This is a genomic window from Nocardiopsis sp. NPDC050513 (assembly GCF_044457925.1).
Lineage (GTDB): Bacteria > Actinomycetota > Actinomycetes > Streptosporangiales > Streptosporangiaceae > Nocardiopsis.
Window position 1 is genome coordinate 292,326 of the sequence record NZ_JBITHK010000007.1, and the last position, 17,498, is coordinate 309,823.

Sequence of the window (17,498 nt, forward strand, 5' to 3'; positions counted from 1 at the left end):
AGGGCGGATGACCCGATCTCATCCGCACTCCTCCCCGAGCCCGACCACACCGTCCGGCCACGGCCTCCCGGGGCTGCGCGGACGGGGGTTCGCCCTGCTCGTCGCGGCGACGGCGATCGGACTGTGCGGGTTCGCCGCCGTCCTCCCGCTCGTGCCCCTGTGGGCCACACGGGGCGGCGCGGGAGAGTTCGGCGCGGGCGTCACGACGGCGGCGTTCATGCTCACGACCGTCCTCACCCAGCTCCGCATGCCCTGGCTCCTGGACCACGCCGGCGGCTACCGATGGGCGTTCCCGATCGGCTGCCTGGTCATGGGCCTGCCCACGCCGCTGTTCTCGGCGACGACCGATCTCGGCCCGCTCGTCGCCGTGTCGGCCGTGCGCGGTGTCGGGTTCGGGATGGTCACCGTGGCCGGGACCGCGCTGGCCGCACGGCTGGTGCCCGCCGAGCAGATGGGCCGGGCGACCGGCTACTACGGGCTGGCCGTCGGTGTGCCGCAGGTGCTCATCCTCCCCGGCGGGGTGGGGCTGGCGCTGCACCTGGGCTTCGACACCGCCTTCTGGCTCACCGGCCTGTGCTCGGTGGCGGGCGCCGTCCTGTCCGCGGGCGTCTGGTTCGCCGACGGCGGACGCAACCGGCCCGCCCTGAGGGGCGCAGGCCGGGCGCGCCGACCGGGGCCCGCCGGGGCACGCGTGCCGATGTCGGCGCTGGCGGCCCCGCTCGTGCTCATGCTGCTGACCGCCTCGGCGGCCAGCGCGCTCGTCACGTTCGTGGCGATCCCGCTGGAGGGGGTGGCGTGGCTGGCCAGCGGCGCGCTGGCGCTCTACGCGCTGGGCGCGGTGGTCGGCCGGTGGAGCGCCGGGAGCCTGCACGACCGCCTGCGGCGGAGCCTCCTGCTCCTGCCGGGAATGGCGGTCGCGCTCGCCGGGACGGTCCTGACCGCCGCCGGTCTGTGGTGGCACGGCGGCACCGGTCACCTGGGCACCGGTGCGGCGTTCCTCGTGCTGTGCGGCGCGGCGGTGTTCGGCCTCGGGTTCGGCGCCGTCCAGAACGAGACGGTCACCCTCATGCTGAACCGCGCGGGTCCGGCCGGGTTCGGCCGGGCCAGCGCGGTCTGGAACATCGGCTACGACGGCGGCGCCGGCGCCGGGGCGATGGGGCTGGGTCTGGTCATCCAGTCGCTGGGCTACGGGCCGGCGTTCGCGCTCACGGCCGCGGCGCTGGCGGCGGCCCTGCCGCTCGCCCGCGCCGGGGAGCCCCCGGCCAGCCCGCCCGGGGGCTGTGACCCGGGGCGGGGCGAAGCGGAGGACCGAGGCTAGTACGAGCTGATGTGCACGTGGTCGTAGTGGTTCTGGGTGTTGTCGCCGCGGTCGTTCATGAACACCCACTGGGGGTTGGACTGCTGCCAGATCCGCTGCCGCCAGATCACGTAGTCCACGCCCCACGCGGCGGCGTTGTTGATCGCGTGCTGGGCGATCTGGTCGCCGAGGGCCTGGTTCTCCGACGAGGGCATCGCCCCGCCGGAGCTCATCATGAAGTCGCAGGCGCGGCCGTCGCCGTGGTCGTCCGCGGAGGGTCGCCAGCAGCCCACGGGGTAGGGCGCGCCGTAGGCCATGATGATGTTGTCGCGGATCGCGGCCATGCGGGGCGTGGTGGAGTCCCAGCCGCCGCCCCGCGCGCTGTCGGGGATGGTGCCGTTCCCCGGGGTCTCGGGGACCTGGGACTCCTCGTACTCCCGGATCCGCTCCTCGACCTCCTCGCGCTGCTCCTCCAGGGTCTCGACGAGCTCCGCGGCCTCCGCCAGCTCGTCGTTGAGCTCCGCGGTGACCTCCTCCTGCTCGCGGTGGATCTCGACGAGGTCGGTGATCTGCGCGGACTGGCTCTCGCTGAGGTAGGCGACGGTGGCGGCGTCGGTGAACATCCGCTCGGGCTCGCTGGAGAAGACGATCTGGAGGCTCGGAAGGAAGCCGTCGGTCTTGTAGCGGGAGGAAGCGATGACGGACACGCCGCTCCGGGACGCGTTGAGGCGCTCCTCGATCTCGGCCAGGTCGTCCTCGGCCCGCTCCACGCGGTCCCGGATCTCGGTGAACTGGAGCAGTTCACCCTCGTAGGACTCCTCCAGCTCCTCCGCCCGCTCCGTCAGCTCGTCGATGTCGACCTCGTCCGGCTCGGCCGTCGCGGCCGAGGGCAGGGAGACCACGAGCGTCAGGGCGAGCGCGGGGAGGGTGAGGGCGGTGCGCCGGGCGCGCCGCGGGGTGGGCAGGGGAGAGGGTGTCATGGCTGCTCCGAGGGCGATCCGCGCACGGCCCTTCGCGCCGGCGGTGGTGCTGGGGGGTGCCGGAGGAGGGGCGCACGGCGGATCTGACGAGATCTTCATGCCTTGTGCGGTGACCCACGTGACCGTGGGGGAGTGTGCGGGGATGTGTCCGAAGATACCCGGAGCGGCGCACTGCGGCGGAAGCCCCCGGCGCGGCCGGGTTCGGTCAGCTCGCGCCGCCGAAGGCGCTGGGAAGGGCGGTTCCGGCGGGAGCGGCGGGTGCGGGCTCGGCGGGGAGGAACCAGGAGGAGCGGCGGATGTCACGCATCGCGCGCTTGCGGTGATCCGCGTCGAGCCGATCGATGTAGAGCATGCCGTCCAGGTGGTCGGTCTCGTGCTGGAGGCAGCGGGCCATGAGCCCCGTGCCCTCGACGGTGACCGGCTCGTTGCGCAGGTCGACGCCGGTGACGACGGCGTGCTGGGCGCGGCGGGTGGGGTACCAGAGCTCGGGGACGGACAGGCAGCCCTCCTCGCCGTCCTGCGTCTCCTCCGACAGTTCCGTGATCCGCGGGTTGATCACGTATCCGATCCGGCCCTCGACGTTGTAGCTGAACACGCGCAGCCCGACACCGATCTGGGTGGCCGCGACCCCGGCGCGGCCGGGGGCGTCCACGGTGTCCAGCAGGTCCTGGACCAGGGCCTTGGTGTGCTGGTCGAACCGGGTGACGGGGGTGGTCCTGGTGACGAGGACGGGGTCGCCGAACCGGACGATGGGGCGCATGGTCATGCCCCTCAGGTTAGGACATGTTCCGCGGCCCGGGTACGGGCCCTCAGGCCGCCAGGCCGGGGCGCAGGGAGTCGTCCAGGACCATCTCGATGTAGTCCAGCGCGGCCCTGCGGCGGGCGAGCGCGCTCTCGTAGAGGGACGGGGCCTGGGCGCCCCGGCGGACGCGCAGGCACTCGTTGACGATCCGCTGCCACCGCTCGGGGAAGGCGTGCAGCGCGTAGGCGCCCGCTCCGGACTTGGAGGTGATCTCGCCGGTCTTGAGCGTGAAGTGCAGGCGGCTGACGCTGAGCACGCTCCAGGACGGGGCCAGGGAGCCGAGCACGGCCAGACCGCGCGGGGTCACCAGGCGCCCGGCCTTCTCCCGCCAGCGCCGCCACTGCTCGTCCAGCGAGCCCAGGGACCAGGTGCGCAGACTCTCGGGTTCGTCCCACACGTCCAGTTCCAGGGGGTGCGGGCCGCGCACCGTGACGCCCCGGTCGGCGAGGATGTGCCAGGTGACCGGATTGACGTCGGCGCTCGCCCGCTGCCGGAAGCGTCCGGCGATCACCGAGGCGACGGAACCGCAGGCGGCCGGGTCGCGGGTGAGGTCGTCCCAGGTGACGTGGATCCCGTTGAACTGGGGCCGGGGGACGTCGGAGCGGGTGAGGGAGTGGACGCGCCGCAGGAGGTCGAGTTCGCTCTGGCCCGGCGTGTGCGAGGTGACGATGACGAAGTCGACGTCGCTGGTGTGCGGGCGGAAGTCGCCGAGGGCGACCGAACCGGTCAGATAGAGGCCTTCGACCAGGCCGGGGGCGGTCTGGTCCGCGTGGGCGAGGAAGGTCTGGGCCAGCGTCTGCACCCGAGGGTGGACGGCCATGCTCACTCCAGTCTGGATGGTTCGGCGGTTCGCGGTTCGCGTGCTGCCCGGGGTGGGGCGCCGGGGACGCGATGACCAGCGGGATTCCCGTGGCGAGCGTGGCACGGGGAACCCTCCGATCGTGGTCAAGTGTGGTTGGCCCGCCGGGTGATGGCAAGTGATCACGCCGGACTCGCCCCCTGTCTCCCCACGTCAGGTGGTGTGCGGCTACATGGAGGGAGGGGAGTGCGCACCCTTGACAACAACACACCAGATGTGCAAGAGGGTGATCACGGCGCCCGTGCGCGGGCCGGGTCCGCCCGTCGCGGGGTCGCGCTCGCGCGAGGCGTGTGCCGCATCGCGGGCGCGGCGCGGTCCGTCGGACGGTTGTCGGCCGGGACGGGAGGGGCCGTGCGTTCGGGCGCATGTGCACCCGCTCTGTGCACATGCATTGGAATTTCTTTGTCCCGGCTTTTCTCTGGAGAACTTTCGCCACGAATCGGACACGGGTCCGGCGGTATTCGGATGTGATCCGCCCTACGTTCTCCGCGGTCCTATTCTCCCGTTTCGGGAACCCTCGCGGGCGTCGTGCCTGCGTGCGGCGGCCCGGGCGGACGGCTGGTCGCGAGAGCCCTGCCGCGCGGGCGCCGTGCGGTGCACGCCACACTCTTCCAGATGTGGACACCGGCCAGTTTTTCGGTGATTGTTATGGTTCACCAAGAGAGCCTCCGGTGATAACCATCACAGCCATTGTCTGTTGTTTTCCTATGCGTAACATGAGGGCACTCCCCCGAAACTGGGCCGCTTTACGCTCGCGGAGGACAGCAGATCTCCACTGCGATTCCAAGGAGCCGTACATGGTCCCCACGATGGTCCTCGTAGCCGACGACGCGCGTGACGCCCACCGCCGGGAGGCCCTGTGCGGTCTCGCCGAGGCGGTCGCCGACCGGGGCGAGGCTCCCGTCGCCCCGGCCTTCGGCAGCCCCGACGAGGTCGCCGCCGCCATCCGATCCGTCCCCGGACCCAAGGTGGTCGTCCCCGCGTACGTCGCCGGCGGCGACGTGGCCAGCGCGCACCTGTTCTCGCGGCTCGACCTCGCCCACCTGGAGAACTCCTGCCACACCACTCCTCTGGGCGCTGTTCCCTCGATCGTCGCCGACCTCGCCGGGCGGCTGGCGGACTCCGGCTGGAGCCCCGAGGACGGCGTGGTCCTGGCCGCCGACGGCACCACCGGCGGCGAGGAGCGCCAGGTGGTCATGGACGTGGCCCGCATGCTCAGCCGGCGCCTCGCCTCCCCGGTCCAGGTCGGGTACCTGCGCACCTGGGCCCCCTCGGTCTTCGACGCCGTCGACCGCCTGCGCCGCGACGGACGGGAGCGGGTCGCGGTCGCCGCGTGGCGACTGGTCGACGGTCCCGACTTCGACCTCCTCCGGAGCCTGGACGTGACCGCCATCACCGCGCCGCTGTGGCCGTCCGACCTGATCGTGGACACCCTTCTCGCCCAGCACCGGGCCGCGAAGGGGCGCCTGGTCTGACCGACCGTGCCCCGACCGTTATCCACGGCGCACGGATGGGTATGTGGCCAGGGGGCGGGAATTCCCCGCACCCCTCGAAGCCACATCCGTATCGCGCCGGACGGCACACGGCGCGAGGCGGGTCCGGGAACGGCCCCTCCCGAGGTCGCCACCTCCCCAGCCTCGGCGCGGACCTAAGGTGGATATATGAATGACGTCACAGCGCAGTTCGTCGACGAACGGCAACGTCGTCGTCTGGAACGGCGCTTCGGCGGCCATGTGACCGAATGGCTCGCCGAACTCCCCGCCGTCGTGGAGAAGATCGCGACGGAGTGGCGGCTGACCGTGGAGGGCGGCGCACCGCACGGCCGTACGGCGGTCGTCGTCCACGTCACGCTCGCCGACGGCCGCGACGGCGTGCTCAAACTCTGCCCGGACGCCGGGCTCGCGGTCTCCGAGGCGAACCTGCTGCGCATGTGGGAGCCCTCGCACCGGGTGCCCGAAGTGTGGGCCCTGGACCACGAACGCGGCGCCATCCTCATGGAGCGCGTCGAGGGGGACACCGTCGCGGAGACCGGCGTGGTCCCGCCGATGGTGACGATCGGCACCCTCGTCTCCCAGCTCCACGAGGTGGAGGTGCCCCGCTCCCAGCTGCTGGAGCTGCGCCCGCTCATGGCGCGCGTGCAGTTCATCTTCGACCTGTGGGGCCGGGAGCGCAACGAGGGCCCGGCGGCCAAGGTCGTGTCCACGACCGCCCTGCACCAGGGGTACTGCCGCGCCCGGGCGCTGGCCATCGGCGAAATCGACGTCGTCCCCCTGCACGGCGACCTGCACCCCGGCAACGTGCTCGACGGCGGCCCGCGCGGCCTGGTGGCCATCGACCCGCGCGCCTGCCTCGGGGACGCCGCGGCCGACGCGGTGGACTGGGCCGTGTGGAAGGCCAGGAGCGTCGTCGAGGTGGAGCGGCGCGTCGACGTCCTGTCCCACACCCTGGGCGTGGACGGCGACCGGATGATGGAGTGGGTGCGCGCGTTCGCGCCGTGCTTCGCGGTCGCCAAGGTCAACCGGGCGCAGGGGCACACCGAGGAGTTCGCGACCGTCATGGACCTGGTGGAGGGCGACCGGACGCTGGCGCGGTCCCATCTCAGGTGAGGCTGTGCCTTCCGGGCCTCCGCCTCGCCCGCTCGGAGCGCAGGCGGGACCTCAGGCGTCGGTCTCCGGCGTCTCGAACCGGTAGCCCCGGCCGGCCTCGGTGATGAGGTAGCGCGGCCGTGCCGGGTCGGGTTCCAGCTTCCTGCGCAGCTGCGCCAGGTAGACCCGCAGGTAGTTGGTCTCGCTCTGGTAGGCGGGACCCCACACGTCGTGCAGCAGTTGGCGCTGGCTGACCAGCTGCCGGGGACGCCTGGTCAGGATCTCCAGGATGTGCCACTCCGTCGGGGTCAGGCGCACCTCCTCGCCGTCCCTGGTGACGCGCTTGGCGCCCAAGTCGACGGTGAAGTCCGGTGTGCGCACCACCGGAGCCTCCTCCACCGGGACCGACCGGCGCTCGGCCGCCCGCATCCGGGCCAGCAGCTCGTCCATCCCGAACGGCTTGGTGACGTAGTCGTCCGCTCCCGAGTCCAGGCAGCGGACCTTCTCCCCGGCCGAGTGCCGCGCCGACAGCACGATGATCGGCACCTGCGACCACCCCCGCAGCCGTTGGATGACCTCCATGCCCTCCATGTCGGGCAGCCCGAGGTCCAGCAGCACCACGTCCGGGTGGCGTTCGGCGGCCAGTCGCAGTGCCGAGGCGCCGTCGGGAGCGGTGTCCACGTCGTGTCCGCGCGCCCGCAGGTTGATGCGCATCGCGCGGATGATCTGCATGTCGTCGTCAACGACCAGGACCCGCATCGGCCTCCCTCTCGTCGTGCTCGCCGTCCGTGTCCGCTGCCCGCAGGTCGAACACCATGGTCAGACCGCCGCCCGGGGTGTCCTCGGGCGAGAGCGTGCCGTGCATCGCCTCAACGAAACCACGGGCGACGGCCAGCCCGAGGCCGACCCCCGTGCCCTGGGGCGCGTCCCCCAGGCGCTGGAAGGCCTCGAACATCCGCTGCTTCCCCTCGTCCGACACCCCCGGACCCCGGTCCACCACGCGCAGCTGGACGCTCCCGCCGTGCGCGCTCGCGGCCACGAGGACCGGAACGCGGGGGTCGGGGTTGTGCCGCACCGCGTTCGACACCACGTTGGCCACCGCGCGTTCCAGCAGCCCCGCGTCGGCCCGCACGCGCGGCAGGCAGTCCGGGACGTCCACCCTGACCGCGTCGTGGGGCAGCCCGATCAGGGTGGCCGAGACCACCTCCTCCAGCCCCACGGGCCGGATCTTGGGGCGCACGCTGTCGGTCTGCACCCGGCTCATGTCCAACAGGTTGTCGATCAGCCGGTTGAGCCGGTCCGCGGACTCCTCCACGGTCTCCATCAGGGCCTCGCGGTCCTCCGGGTCCAACTCGATGTCGGTGGCCCGCAGACTGGCCATGCTCGCCTTGATCGAGGTGAGCGGGGTCCGCAGATCGTGGGAGACAGCGGCCAGCAGCGCGGTGCGGATGCGGTTGCCCGCCACCTGGCCGCGGGCCTCGGCGGCGTCCCACTCCAACCGCTTGTGCTCCAGGGCGATGCCCAGGTGCGCGGCGAACGCCCACAGCACGCTCCGGTCGGCGGCGGGCAGGACCCGGCCGCGCAGCGCGAGCGCGAGAGTGTCGGAGATCGACACGAGCACGTCCGCCTCCTCCGGCGACTCGCACGCCGGGGTGCCCACGCTGTGCACCGCGCGCCACCGGTCGTGCTCGACCCGCTCCAGCAGCGTCGCGGACCGCTGGCCGAACGTCTTGCGGATCCTGCGCAGCAGCGCCTGGAGCGGCTCGTTCCCGGCCAGGACGCTCCCCGCGAGCAGGGCGACCGCGTCGGCCTCCGCGCGCCCCCGGGCCGCCTGCGCCGACCGGCGCGCCGCCATCTCCGCCACCACCGCGACGAGGGCGCCCACCAGGACGAACGCCGTCAGCGCCACGGTGTTGTCGAACGACACCGGCGGCCTGTCGTGGCTGGGCGAGAGCAGGAGTGTGAGCAGGACCGCGCTCCACAGCGCGGAGGCCAGCGCCGGCCACAGGCCGCCGACCGCCGCCGTGGCGACCGTGGTCAGCAGCAGGAACATCGCGTCCGAGGACAGGCTCACGCCGCGGAACGGCGGCAGCAGCAGGAGCAGCGACATGAAGGCGGGCGCGACCGCTGCCAGGGCCCAGCCGGTCACCCTCCGGTGCTCCCCGACGCCGCGCCCGGGGGCGGGCAGCAGCCACATCCCGCTGCCGACCTGCTCGTGGGTGACGATGTGCACGTCGATGTCCCCGGAGTCGCGCGCCACGATCGCGCCCACCCCCGGACCGAACACGTACTGCCAGGAGCGGCGGCGCGACGACCCCAGCACGATCTGGGTCGCGTGCACGCCCCGCGCGAACTCCAGCAGCCCCTTGGGCACGTCGGTGCTGATCACCTGGTGGTAGGTGCCGCCCAGTTCGGCCAACAGCTTGCGCTGCCGGACCAGGTCGTCGGTGAGCGGGCGGCCGATGGCGTCCGACCTCACCACGTGGACGGCCAGCAGGTGGCTGGGCTGGGGGTGGCCGCCCCGGGAGCGCGCCGCGACCCGCGCGGCACGCCGGATCAGGGTCTCGCCCTCGGGACCCCCGGTGAGCGCCACCACGACGCGTTCGCGCGCCTCCCAGGTGCTGCGGATCTCGTGCTCGCCCCGGTACCGGGCCAGCCCCTCCTCGACCCGGTCGGCGGTCCACAGCAGCGCCAGCTCGCGCAGGGCCGCGAGGTTGCCCTCGCGGTAGTAGGAGGCCATCGCGGCGTCCACGCGCTCGGCCGGGTGGATGTCGCCGTGCGCCATGCGGCGGCGCAGCTCCTGCGGCGTGACGTCGACGAGCTCGATCTCGGCCGCGCGGCGCACGACCCGGTCGGGGACGGTCTGCTCGGGTCGGACCCCGGTGATCTGCGTGACCACGTCGTTGAGCGACTCCAGGTGGTGGATGCCCACGGTGGACAGGACGTCGATCCCCGCGTCGAGCAGCTCCTCGACGTCCTGCCAGCGGGAGCGGTGGGGGGCGTCCGGACCGTTGGCGTGGGCGAGGTCGTCGACCAGTGCCAGCTCCGGGGCGCGCGCGACGACCGCGGCGGTGTCGACCGCGCCGGACGAGTGCTGGGACACCACCTCCAAGCCGGTCAGCAGAGCGGACGTGCGCTGGCGGCGGTGGGTGTGGGCGGCCGCGACGACCACGTCGGTGCCGTCCTCGGAGCGGCGTCGAGCCTCGGCCAGGGCGTTGTGGGTCGTGCCCACACCGGGCGCCGACCCGAGGTAGATACGGAGCTTTCCTCGTGCCACGCCTCCATTGTCCCGCGCGCGGGCGGGAACGTGTACCGGCGGCCACCGCGTGCGGACATGACGGGGCGATCGCCGCGCGGAATACTGGGCGGGACCGACGCGCGCTCGGGAGGAGGGGCTCCGCCCCGGCCGTCCCGTGCGACACAGCGACACCTGTGAGGAGGTGCGGCGGCCGCCCCGCGACGGAGAACGGGGTGCGCCCACGCCGCGACACCGATGACCGGACATCCCCCCGACGACGGATCGTTTCCGGGCAACCCCGGCGGACCGCCGTTCCCCGGCCGGCCCGGACCGCCTCCGCAGCCCGGACACGGCGGAGGCCAGCCCCGCTTCCAGCCGCCCCCGGCAGATCCGTTCCCCGGTCAGCCCGGTGGGTACACGCCGGGGTACGGCGCGCCCGGTGGCGTTCCTCCCCAGCGGCCGCCCGTTCCCGGCTACCCCGTGCCGGGCGGGCCGCCGACGCGAACGGGTCGGGTCGCGCTGGTCGTCGGCTCCGCCGTCGCGGCCGTCGCGCTCCTGGTCACCGGTGGTGTGGTGGTCTGGAACCTGTCCGGCGCGCGGCCCTACGCGGAGCTGCCGAGCTGCCGCCGACTGCTGCCGGGGGAACTGCTCGACGCCGTGCCCGGCGCCGAGGGGCTGCGTGCCGAGGGCGAGTACCGGGAGGCGGACGAGATCACCGACTTCGATCCGGACCCCGCGCTGCTCGGGTACCTGACGTGCTCCGTCTTCGACGAGGACCAGAGCGCGAGTGTGCTGTGGGTCACCGTCGACCACTACGAGTACGACGACGAGGGTGCGGCGGCGGAGGACCTGCGCGACGACCACGAGGATCGCCTGGCCGACGTGGAGGACGGTGACTGGGCGGACGAATGGGGTCTGGAGGTGATCGACTGGGCGCCGCTGTCCACGGGCGACGGCGGGGTCGCCATGGCCGTCGAGGGCGGCTACCTGGACGAGGGGGGCAGCCACGGTACGGCCTACTTCCACGCGGCCAACCTCGGCGTGTCGCTCAACCACAGCGCACCCCGTGACCTCGAGGGGGAGGAGGTCCTCGCGGCCGTCGACGACCTGGCCGGCCGTATCCACCGACAGCTCTCCCGGGAGGGTGAGCGCGCCTGATCCACCGTCGGTCCGCGCGGGCGCCGACGGCCCCGGCGCCGACCACCGGGGCCGCGGCCGCTCAGGACGGGTCGGGGATGAGCTTGCCCGGGTTGAGCACGCCCTGGGGGTCCAGCGCGGCCTTGACCGCGCGCAGCACGTCGCCGCCCAGCGGGCCGATCTCCGCCGCCATCCACGGCCGGTGGTCGGTGCCCACCGCGTGGTGGTGGGTGATCGTTCCGCCGTGGGCCACGATCGCGTCCGAGGCGGCCCGCTTGGCCCGGTCCCACCGTTCGAGCGGCGTCGCCCCCGCGGCCGTGGCGACCGTGAAGTACAGCGACGCGCCGGTCGGGTAGGTGTGGGACACGTGGCACATGACCACGGCGCCGCCCTCGTCGCCGTCCAGCGCCCCGGTCAGCGCGCCCGCGACCGCCTCGTACAGCGGCAGCAGGTCGCTCCACGCCGCTGCGGTCTCCAGGGTCTCGGCGAGGAAACCCGAGGACAGCAGCGTGTCGCGCAGGTACGGGGCCGAGAAGCGGTTCTCCCGCCAGTGCGCCACCGGGTCCGCGCCGAGCGGTGTGCCGCCCGCCGCCGTCAGCACCTTCCGGACGGCGGCCGACCGCGCGGCCACGTCCGCTTCGGCGCCCTCGAAGCCCAGGACCGCCTGGCATCCGGGCGTCGCCTCCCGGCCGCCCAGCGCCGCGCCCACGAACGTCTCCGACTCGTCCAGCACCCGTGCCATGGTCGGACGGGCGTCCGACTGCGCGAGCGTGCGCAGCGCGGCGGTGCCCGCGGCGAAGTCGGGGAAGGACCACGCCTCGTCGAGCACGGTCTCCGGGCGCGGACGCACGCGCAGGCCGACCTCGGTGATGACGCCGAGGACGCCCTCCGAACCGAGCAGGAGCCGCCGCAGGTCCGGCCCGGCCGCCGAGGCGGGCGGACCGCCCAGTTCCAGCGTGCCGCGCGGCGTGGCCACCCGCAGCGACACCACCATGTCCTCGAACCGGCCGTACCCGGAGGAGGCCTGGCCGCTGGAGCGCGTCGCCGCGTACCCGCCGACGGTCGCGTACTCGTAGCTCTGCGGCACGTGCCCGAGCGTGAACCCGTGCTCGCCGAGCAGGGCCTCGGCGTGCGGGGTGCGCACGCCCGCGCCCAGGACCGCGGTCGCGGAGACGCGGTCGAGGGAGACCAGGCGGTCGAGTCGGCGCAGGTCCAGCGCGACCACCGCCGGGAACTCCCCGCGCAGGGGGGTCACCCCGCCCACGACGCTGGTTCCGCCGCCGAAGGGCACCACCGCCACCCGCGCGTCGGAGCACACCCGGAGCAGACGCTCGACCTCGTCGTGGTCGGCCGGGTGGACGACCGCGTCGGGCGCGGGGTCGGCGCAGCCGGAGCGGCGGCGCAGCAGGTCGGGCGTGCTCTTGCCGCCCACGTGGCGCAGGCGTACCGCGTCGTCGACGCGCACGTGCTCAGCCCCGACGACCCCGCTGAGGGCGTCGCGCACCGAGGCGTCCAGACGGGAGGCGGGCAGCGCGACCTCGTCCTCGGCGACGGGGGGCAGGTCCCTGGGCTCGGTGCGCAGGACCTGGGCGACCAGGTCGCGCAGCGCGGGGTCGAGGCTCTTCGCCTTGGCCGGGTCGCCCCAGCCGAACCAGCTCATCTCGGGGGCGGTCGCGGATCCGGACGTCGATCCGGTGGGAGGGTTCTCGTCAGTCATGCTCTACAGTTTTACACATGGCGTCAAAACGTAACGTAGAAGACGAGATCCTGGACGCGGCCCTGGCCTGTGTCGAGGCCTTCGGGGTGCGTCGCACCACGCTGACCGACGTGGCGCGCCGCGCCGGGGTCAGCCGCCCCACCGTCTACCGCAGGTGGCCCGACGTGACCGCCCTCGTCGCTGACCTGCTCACCCGCGAACTGCGCCGGATCCTGCTCGCCGAGGAGACGGCCGCCGAACAGGACCTGGCGGGGGAGAGCGTGCGCACGCGCCTGGTCCGCCACACCGCCGGGGTCGCACGCGCCATGCTCGACCACCCGCTGTTCACCCGGGTGGTGGACACCGAGCCGGAGCTCCTGGCCACGTACACGTTCCACCGGCTCGGCACCAGCCACCACGCCGCTCTGGAGGTGCTGGAGCCCGTCGTGGCCGAGGGCCAGCGCGACGGGTCGGTGCGCCCGGGCGACCCCGCGGTACTCGCCCGGATCGTCCTCGTCACCGTGCAGAACACCGTCACCTCCCGCCGTCTGGTCGCCGACGTGACCGACGAGGCGGGGCTCCTCGCCGAGCTGAGCCGTCTCCTGGACGGCTACCTCGCCTCCTGACCGGGCCGCCCGCCCCACCTCCCACACCCAGGAAGGGACCGCCCCATGCGCCCCACCGTTCCCGCAGCCTCCTCCCTGAACTCCGCCCGACGCGCCGCGGACCTCGCCGACCTCGCCGGCCGCCCACGGGTGGACGTCCTGGTCATCGGCGGGGGCGTGACCGGCGCCGGGGCCGCGCTCGACGCGGCCTCCCGCGGCCTGTCCACCGTCCTCGTCGAGCGCGACGACCTCGCCTTCGGAACCAGCCGGTGGAGCTCCAAGCTCGTCCACGGCGGCCTGCGCTACCTCGCCAGGGGCCAGGTGGGCATCGCCTACGAGAGCGCCCGCGAACGCGACGTCCTCATGCGCGTCACCGCTCCGCACCTCGTCCGCCCCCTGCCCATGATCGTTCCGGTGCACCGGGAAGCGGGTCTGGCCAAGCCGCTGCTCGTGCGCGCGGGCATGGGCATGGGCGACGCCCTGCGCGTCCTCGCGGGCACGCCCAGAGGCGTCCTCCCCGGCCCCCGGCTGCTCACCGCGCGCCAGACCCTGCGCCTGATGCCCGGCGTCCGGCCCGAGGGACTGCGCGGCGGCATCCTGTCCTTCGACGGCCAACTGGTCGACGACGCCCGCCTCGTGGTCGCCCTCGCCCGCACGGCCGCGCGCGAGGGCGCCCGTGTCATCACGCGCTGCTCGGCCGAGACAGTGACCGCCGACGGGGTGTGGCTGCGGGACGAGACCACGGGCGAGACGCTCGCCCTCCGCCCCCGGGCCGTGGTGAACGCGACCGGGGTGCACGCCGGGGAGCTCGACCCGTCCGTCCGGCTGAGTCCCAGCCGGGGCAGCCACCTCGTCCTGGACGGTGCGGCGCTCGGCCACCCCAGGGCAGCGCTCACCGTACCGGTCCTGGGCAGCGTCAACCGGTTCGTGTTCGCGCTCCCGCAGTCCGACGGACGGGTGTTCGCGGGGCTGACCGACGAACCCGTGGACGGGCCCGTCCCGCGCGTGCCCGAGGTCCCCGACGCCGACGTCGACTTCCTGCTCGCCCAGCTCAACCAGGCCCTGCGCACCCGGATCGGCCGCGAACACGTGCTGGGCGCCTTCGCCGGGCTGCGCCCCCTCCTGCACGCGGACGGCGCCAGCTCCGACCTGTCCCGCGAGCACTCCGTCACCGTCGCGCCGACCGGTGCGGTCACCGTGGTCGGCGGCAAGCTCACCACCTACCGGGCGATGGCGGAGGAGGCCGTGGACGCCGCAGTACGCGCCCGCGGCCTGACCGCGGGTCGGTGCCGCACCCGGACGCTGCCGCTGGTCGGCGCCGCCTCTCCGGAGGAGCTCGACGCCCTGGACGTCCCGCGCCGTCTCGTGCGCCGGTACGGGACCGAGGCCGCCGACGTCGTCGCCGAGGCCGGGGGCGATCCCGCGCTGCTCGCGCCGGTGGCCCGCGGGGTCACCGGGGCCGAGCTGCGCTTCGGCGTCCGGCACGAGGGGGCCATGGACGTGGACGACCTGCTGGACCGGCGTACGCGGATCGGTCTGGTCCCGGGCGACCGGGCCGCCGCCGACGCCGCGGCCCGGGCGGCGCTCGCCGCCGGGTAGCCCTACGGGGCTCTCCACGGCGGACCGGATTCGCGGAACGCGCCACACCGACATCCCCTGTCCCACAGGGCGTTGATCGCGTAGGGTCGTAGCCGGTCCGGCCCGCCGTCTCCCCCAGGGCGCCGGACGCTCCCGAGCCTCCCCCTGTCACGGTTCGCCCGCCCACTGAGCCGCCCCGCCGAAGGAGTCACCCATGCCCACGCTCGTTTCCGTGCCCGCGCTCGCCGAGGACGACGACGCCGTCCTGGCGGGTGTACCGGACGAGTACCGGCACTACTTCAACGGGCGGCCTCCGGTGCCCTTCACCAAGCGGCACTGGGAGTTCCCCGGAGCGGCCAGGAGCGTGCCCCTGTGCAGGGCCTTCCTCGACACCTGCGCCGCCAGCCGCGACGGCGACTTCCGGTACGTCTTCTCGCTGCTGGGGACGGAGCTGGCGACCAACGCCGTGCGGCACAGCCGGTCGGGCGAGGAGGGGCAGACCTTCGTGCTCAAGGTGACCCGGGGAGCCAACGGGCTGACGCTGGTGTGCCGGGACAACGGCAGGCCCACCCGGGCGCTCCCGGACGGCGGCCGGACGCTGGCCCCCGTGCCGATGGAGGGCGACCGCCTGACGGCGGAGAGCGGCCGGGGGCTCGCCCTGGTCGACAGCTTCGCCACCACCTGGGGCGACAACGGGCACCCCAGTATCCGCAAGGTGTGGTTCCACCTGGCCTACGACATGACCGGCAGCTCCTGGCCCGCCGCCTGATCCGGGCCGCCTACCGGCCGTCGAGGTAGGCCAGGACCGCGCGGACCCGGCGGTGTCCGGGGTCGGAGGGAGCCAGCGCCAGCTTCGCGAAGACGTTGCCGATGTGCTTGTGCACGGCGTTGTCGGTCACGACCAGGCGCTGGGCGATCTCCCCGTTGCCCAGCCCCTCCGCCATGAGCGCCAGGACCTCGCGCTCGCGCGGGGTGAGCGATTCGAGCGGGTCGCGCGGCCGTGGCGCGAGGAGCTGCTGGACGACGGCTGGGTCCATGACCGTGCCGCCGTCCGCCACCCGGCGCAGGGCGTCGACGAACTCGCTCACCCGGCCGACCCGGTCCTTGAGCAGGTAGCCGACCCCGCCCCGGCCGTCCGCCAGCAGTTCCCCGGCGTAGTCGCGCTCCACGTACTGGGACAGGACCAGGACCGGCAGCGCCTCGTGCTCGCGCCGCGCCTCGATGGCGGCGCGCACCCCCTCGTCGCGGAAGCCCGGCGGCAGCCGCACGTCCACGACGGCCAGGTCGGGGCGGTGCCGCGCGACGGCCGCGGCGAAGGAGCCGGCGTCGGCGGCGATCTCGGCCACCTCGAAGCCGCGCGTAGTCAGCAGCAGCTCCAGCCCGGCTGACAGCAGGACGTTGTCCTCGGCGATCACGACGCGCACGGCAGCTCCACGTCGACCTCGGTCGGCCCGCCCGTCGGGCTGGTCACCCGCACACGGCCGTCGAGCGCGGCCACACGGTGGCGGATCCCGGACACGCCCGTGCCCCGCCCCTCGTCCACGCCGCCCGAGCCGTCGTCGCGCACCGCGATCCGGAGCGCACGCTCGTCCCGGGACAGGCGCACGGTGATCGACCCGGCGCCGGAGTGGCGGACCGCGTTGGAGACCGCCTCGGTCACCACGTAGAAGGCGGCGGTCTCCACGGCGACCGGGAGCGTCCCCAGCTCCTCGGCCTCCAACCGGGTGGGGACGGTGGTGCGGGCCACGAGCGCGGCCAGCGCCCCGTCCAGCCCCCGGTCGGCGAGGATCGGCGGGTAGATCCCGCGGATGACGTCGCGCAGTTCCGCCATCGCCTCCTCCGTCCCCCGGTGGGCGTCGCGCAGGAGCGCGGCGACGGCGGGGTCGGACTCCGCCGCCTCCACGGCCTCCCGGGCGACACCGAGCTGCATCGCGATGGCGACCAGCCGCGCCTGGGTGCCGTCGTGGAGATCCCGTTCGATCCGCCGGAGCTCGGCGCCGTGCGCGTCGACCACCCCGGCCCGGGTCCGGTGGAGCTCGTCCACGCGAGCGGTCAGGACCTCGGCCTCCGAGGGGGTCAGCAGCCGCACGGACAGGCGGGCGTGCAGCCGCGCCAGGGGCGGCAGCGCCCAGCGGGCGAGGACGCAGGCGGTCGCCAGGTGGACCGCGCACACGGCCAGGGCGACGCCCCACCCCTCTCCCCCGATCGGAACGCCGTACAGGTCGTGCTCGTGGCCCGCCGGATCCACCCACCACAGGAGGGACAGCGCGGCCTCCAGCACGGAGCCCGTCGCGAGCACCGCGACCAACCCGGCGCCCAGGCCGGAGAGGGTGAACAGGGGCATCCACGTCAGAAGCCGTCGGGTGGTCCGGGACCGCCGCAGCGACCTGGCGTCGCGAGCGGGGGCGAGGGCGGCCTCCGGAGCCGGGACGCCCAGGTGCGACGCCGCGTACGCCAGGTGCGCGCGGGCCCACGCGCCCAGTACCCGGAACCACCGGGGGAGCAGGAGGAGCCCGATCCCGCCCACGGCCACGGTCAGCGCCACGGCCAGCGTGAGGGGGAGCAGCACCATCGTGGCCAGCGCGGACGCCAGGGCCACCAGCAGGTACGCGTCCGCCCGCCAGGCCCTCCTCCAGAGGTCCTTCATTCCGTGGCCCTTTCCGTTCCGAATGTCTCGACCACGGACAGTCTGTCGGTGTCGGCGCGGGGCGGCACTACAGT

Annotated in this window: 15 protein-coding genes; 7 read left to right on the plus strand and 8 right to left on the minus strand. The window is 74.0% G+C overall.

Features of this window, described 5'->3' with window-relative positions; genetic code table 11:
- The first annotated feature begins 7 nt into the window (after positions 1 to 7).
- A complete protein-coding gene (locus ACIBFB_RS15385) occupies positions 8 to 1,318 on the plus strand; it encodes an MFS transporter (RefSeq protein ID WP_397230426.1) in 1,311 nt (436 codons plus the stop codon).
- Here the strand turns inward: ACIBFB_RS15385 and ACIBFB_RS15390 are convergent.
- The 3 genes from ACIBFB_RS15390 to ACIBFB_RS15400 form a co-directional block, all read right to left on the minus strand.
- Complete coding sequence (locus ACIBFB_RS15390; protein ID WP_397230428.1) at positions 1,315 to 2,277, minus strand: coiled-coil domain-containing protein; 963 nt, start codon at positions 2,275 to 2,277, stop codon at positions 1,315 to 1,317. The genes ACIBFB_RS15385 and ACIBFB_RS15390 overlap by 4 nt on opposite strands.
- A gap of 205 nt (positions 2,278 to 2,482) precedes the next feature.
- A complete protein-coding gene (def, locus tag ACIBFB_RS15395) occupies positions 2,483 to 3,043 on the minus strand; it encodes a peptide deformylase (RefSeq protein WP_397230430.1) in 561 nt (186 codons plus the stop codon).
- Between the two features lie 43 nt (positions 3,044 to 3,086).
- Entirely contained in the window at positions 3,087 to 3,899 is an 813-nt protein-coding gene (locus ACIBFB_RS15400; RefSeq protein ID WP_397230432.1) for an aminoglycoside adenylyltransferase domain-containing protein, read from the minus strand.
- Between the two features lie 836 nt (positions 3,900 to 4,735).
- Here ACIBFB_RS15400 and ACIBFB_RS15405 point away from each other — a divergent pair.
- Together ACIBFB_RS15405 and ACIBFB_RS15410 are read left to right on the plus strand one after the other, a co-directional pair.
- On the plus strand, positions 4,736 to 5,413 hold the full coding sequence (locus ACIBFB_RS15405; RefSeq protein WP_397230434.1) for a sirohydrochlorin chelatase: 678 nt from the start codon (positions 4,736 to 4,738) through the stop codon (positions 5,411 to 5,413).
- Positions 5,414 to 5,599: 186 nt separating this feature from the next.
- Positions 5,600 to 6,544, plus strand: coding sequence for an aminoglycoside phosphotransferase family protein (locus tag ACIBFB_RS15410; RefSeq protein ID WP_397230436.1), 945 nt, complete (start codon positions 5,600 to 5,602; stop codon positions 6,542 to 6,544).
- A 51-nt stretch (positions 6,545 to 6,595) separates the two neighbouring features.
- Here ACIBFB_RS15410 and ACIBFB_RS15415 read toward each other — a convergent pair whose 3' ends face one another.
- On the minus strand, positions 6,596 to 7,282 hold the full coding sequence (locus ACIBFB_RS15415; RefSeq protein WP_397230438.1) for a response regulator: 687 nt from the start codon (positions 7,280 to 7,282) through the stop codon (positions 6,596 to 6,598).
- On the minus strand, positions 7,263 to 9,800 hold the full coding sequence (locus tag ACIBFB_RS15420; RefSeq protein ID WP_397230440.1) for an ATP-binding protein: 2,538 nt from the start codon (positions 9,798 to 9,800) through the stop codon (positions 7,263 to 7,265). Before ACIBFB_RS15420 ends, ACIBFB_RS15415 begins: the two co-directional genes overlap by 20 nt.
- A gap of 441 nt (positions 9,801 to 10,241) precedes the next feature.
- Here ACIBFB_RS15420 and ACIBFB_RS15425 point away from each other — a divergent pair, with 441 nt between their 5' ends.
- Positions 10,242 to 10,919, plus strand: a complete 678-nt coding sequence (locus ACIBFB_RS15425; protein ID WP_397230442.1) for a hypothetical protein — start codon at positions 10,242 to 10,244, stop codon at positions 10,917 to 10,919.
- A 61-nt stretch (positions 10,920 to 10,980) separates the two neighbouring features.
- On the opposite strand, the gene ACIBFB_RS15430 is transcribed toward ACIBFB_RS15425, so the two are convergent.
- The gene (locus ACIBFB_RS15430) at positions 10,981 to 12,615 is read right to left on the minus strand and encodes an FAD-binding oxidoreductase (RefSeq protein ID WP_397230444.1); all 1,635 of its coding nucleotides are present in this window, start codon (positions 12,613 to 12,615) and stop codon (positions 10,981 to 10,983) included.
- A gap of 17 nt (positions 12,616 to 12,632) precedes the next feature.
- Here ACIBFB_RS15430 and ACIBFB_RS15435 point away from each other — a divergent pair, with 17 nt between their 5' ends.
- From ACIBFB_RS15435 to ACIBFB_RS15445, 3 genes are all read left to right on the plus strand, one after another.
- Complete coding sequence (locus ACIBFB_RS15435) at positions 12,633 to 13,220, plus strand: TetR/AcrR family transcriptional regulator (RefSeq protein WP_397230446.1); 588 nt, start codon at positions 12,633 to 12,635, stop codon at positions 13,218 to 13,220.
- 45 nt (positions 13,221 to 13,265) lie between these two features.
- A complete protein-coding gene (locus tag ACIBFB_RS15440) occupies positions 13,266 to 14,798 on the plus strand; it encodes a glycerol-3-phosphate dehydrogenase/oxidase (protein WP_397230448.1) in 1,533 nt (510 codons plus the stop codon).
- Positions 14,799 to 14,991: 193 nt separating this feature from the next.
- Positions 14,992 to 15,546 carry an ATP-binding protein gene (locus ACIBFB_RS15445; protein WP_397230450.1) on the plus strand — a complete coding sequence of 185 codons (555 nt, stop codon included), beginning with the start codon at positions 14,992 to 14,994 and terminating at the stop codon, positions 15,544 to 15,546.
- A gap of 10 nt (positions 15,547 to 15,556) precedes the next feature.
- Here ACIBFB_RS15445 and ACIBFB_RS15450 read toward each other — a convergent pair whose 3' ends face one another.
- Positions 15,557 to 16,201: a LuxR C-terminal-related transcriptional regulator gene (locus tag ACIBFB_RS15450; RefSeq protein WP_397230452.1), complete on the minus strand. Its 645-nt coding sequence runs from the start codon at positions 16,199 to 16,201 to the stop codon at positions 15,557 to 15,559.
- Complete coding sequence (locus ACIBFB_RS15455) at positions 16,189 to 17,424, minus strand: sensor histidine kinase (RefSeq protein WP_397230454.1); 1,236 nt, start codon at positions 17,422 to 17,424, stop codon at positions 16,189 to 16,191. The genes ACIBFB_RS15450 and ACIBFB_RS15455 overlap by 13 nt, the downstream gene beginning before the upstream one ends.
- Between the last annotated feature and the right edge of the window lie 74 nt (positions 17,425 to 17,498).

Excerpts from the sequence above, each read along its gene's own strand:
- ACIBFB_RS15385 (WP_397230426.1), top strand. The coding sequence starts at position 8 with ATGACCCGATCTCATCCGCACTCCTCCCCGAGCCCGACCACACCGTCC.
- ACIBFB_RS15390 (WP_397230428.1), bottom strand. The coding sequence starts at position 2,277 with ATGACACCCTCTCCCCTGCCCACCCCGCGGCGCGCCCGGCGCACCGCC.
- def (WP_397230430.1), bottom strand. The coding sequence starts at position 3,043 with ATGACCATGCGCCCCATCGTCCGGTTCGGCGACCCCGTCCTCGTCACC.
- ACIBFB_RS15400 (WP_397230432.1), bottom strand. The coding sequence starts at position 3,899 with ATGGCCGTCCACCCTCGGGTGCAGACGCTGGCCCAGACCTTCCTCGCC.
- ACIBFB_RS15405 (WP_397230434.1), top strand. The coding sequence starts at position 4,736 with ATGGTCCCCACGATGGTCCTCGTAGCCGACGACGCGCGTGACGCCCAC.
- ACIBFB_RS15410 (WP_397230436.1), top strand. The coding sequence starts at position 5,600 with ATGAATGACGTCACAGCGCAGTTCGTCGACGAACGGCAACGTCGTCGT.
- ACIBFB_RS15415 (WP_397230438.1), bottom strand. The coding sequence starts at position 7,282 with ATGCGGGTCCTGGTCGTTGACGACGACATGCAGATCATCCGCGCGATG.
- ACIBFB_RS15430 (WP_397230444.1), bottom strand. The coding sequence starts at position 12,615 with ATGACTGACGAGAACCCTCCCACCGGATCGACGTCCGGATCCGCGACC.
- ACIBFB_RS15435 (WP_397230446.1), top strand. The coding sequence starts at position 12,633 with ATGGCGTCAAAACGTAACGTAGAAGACGAGATCCTGGACGCGGCCCTG.
- ACIBFB_RS15440 (WP_397230448.1), top strand. The coding sequence starts at position 13,266 with ATGCGCCCCACCGTTCCCGCAGCCTCCTCCCTGAACTCCGCCCGACGC.
- ACIBFB_RS15445 (WP_397230450.1), top strand. The coding sequence starts at position 14,992 with ATGCCCACGCTCGTTTCCGTGCCCGCGCTCGCCGAGGACGACGACGCC.
- ACIBFB_RS15455 (WP_397230454.1), bottom strand. The coding sequence starts at position 17,424 with ATGAAGGACCTCTGGAGGAGGGCCTGGCGGGCGGACGCGTACCTGCTG.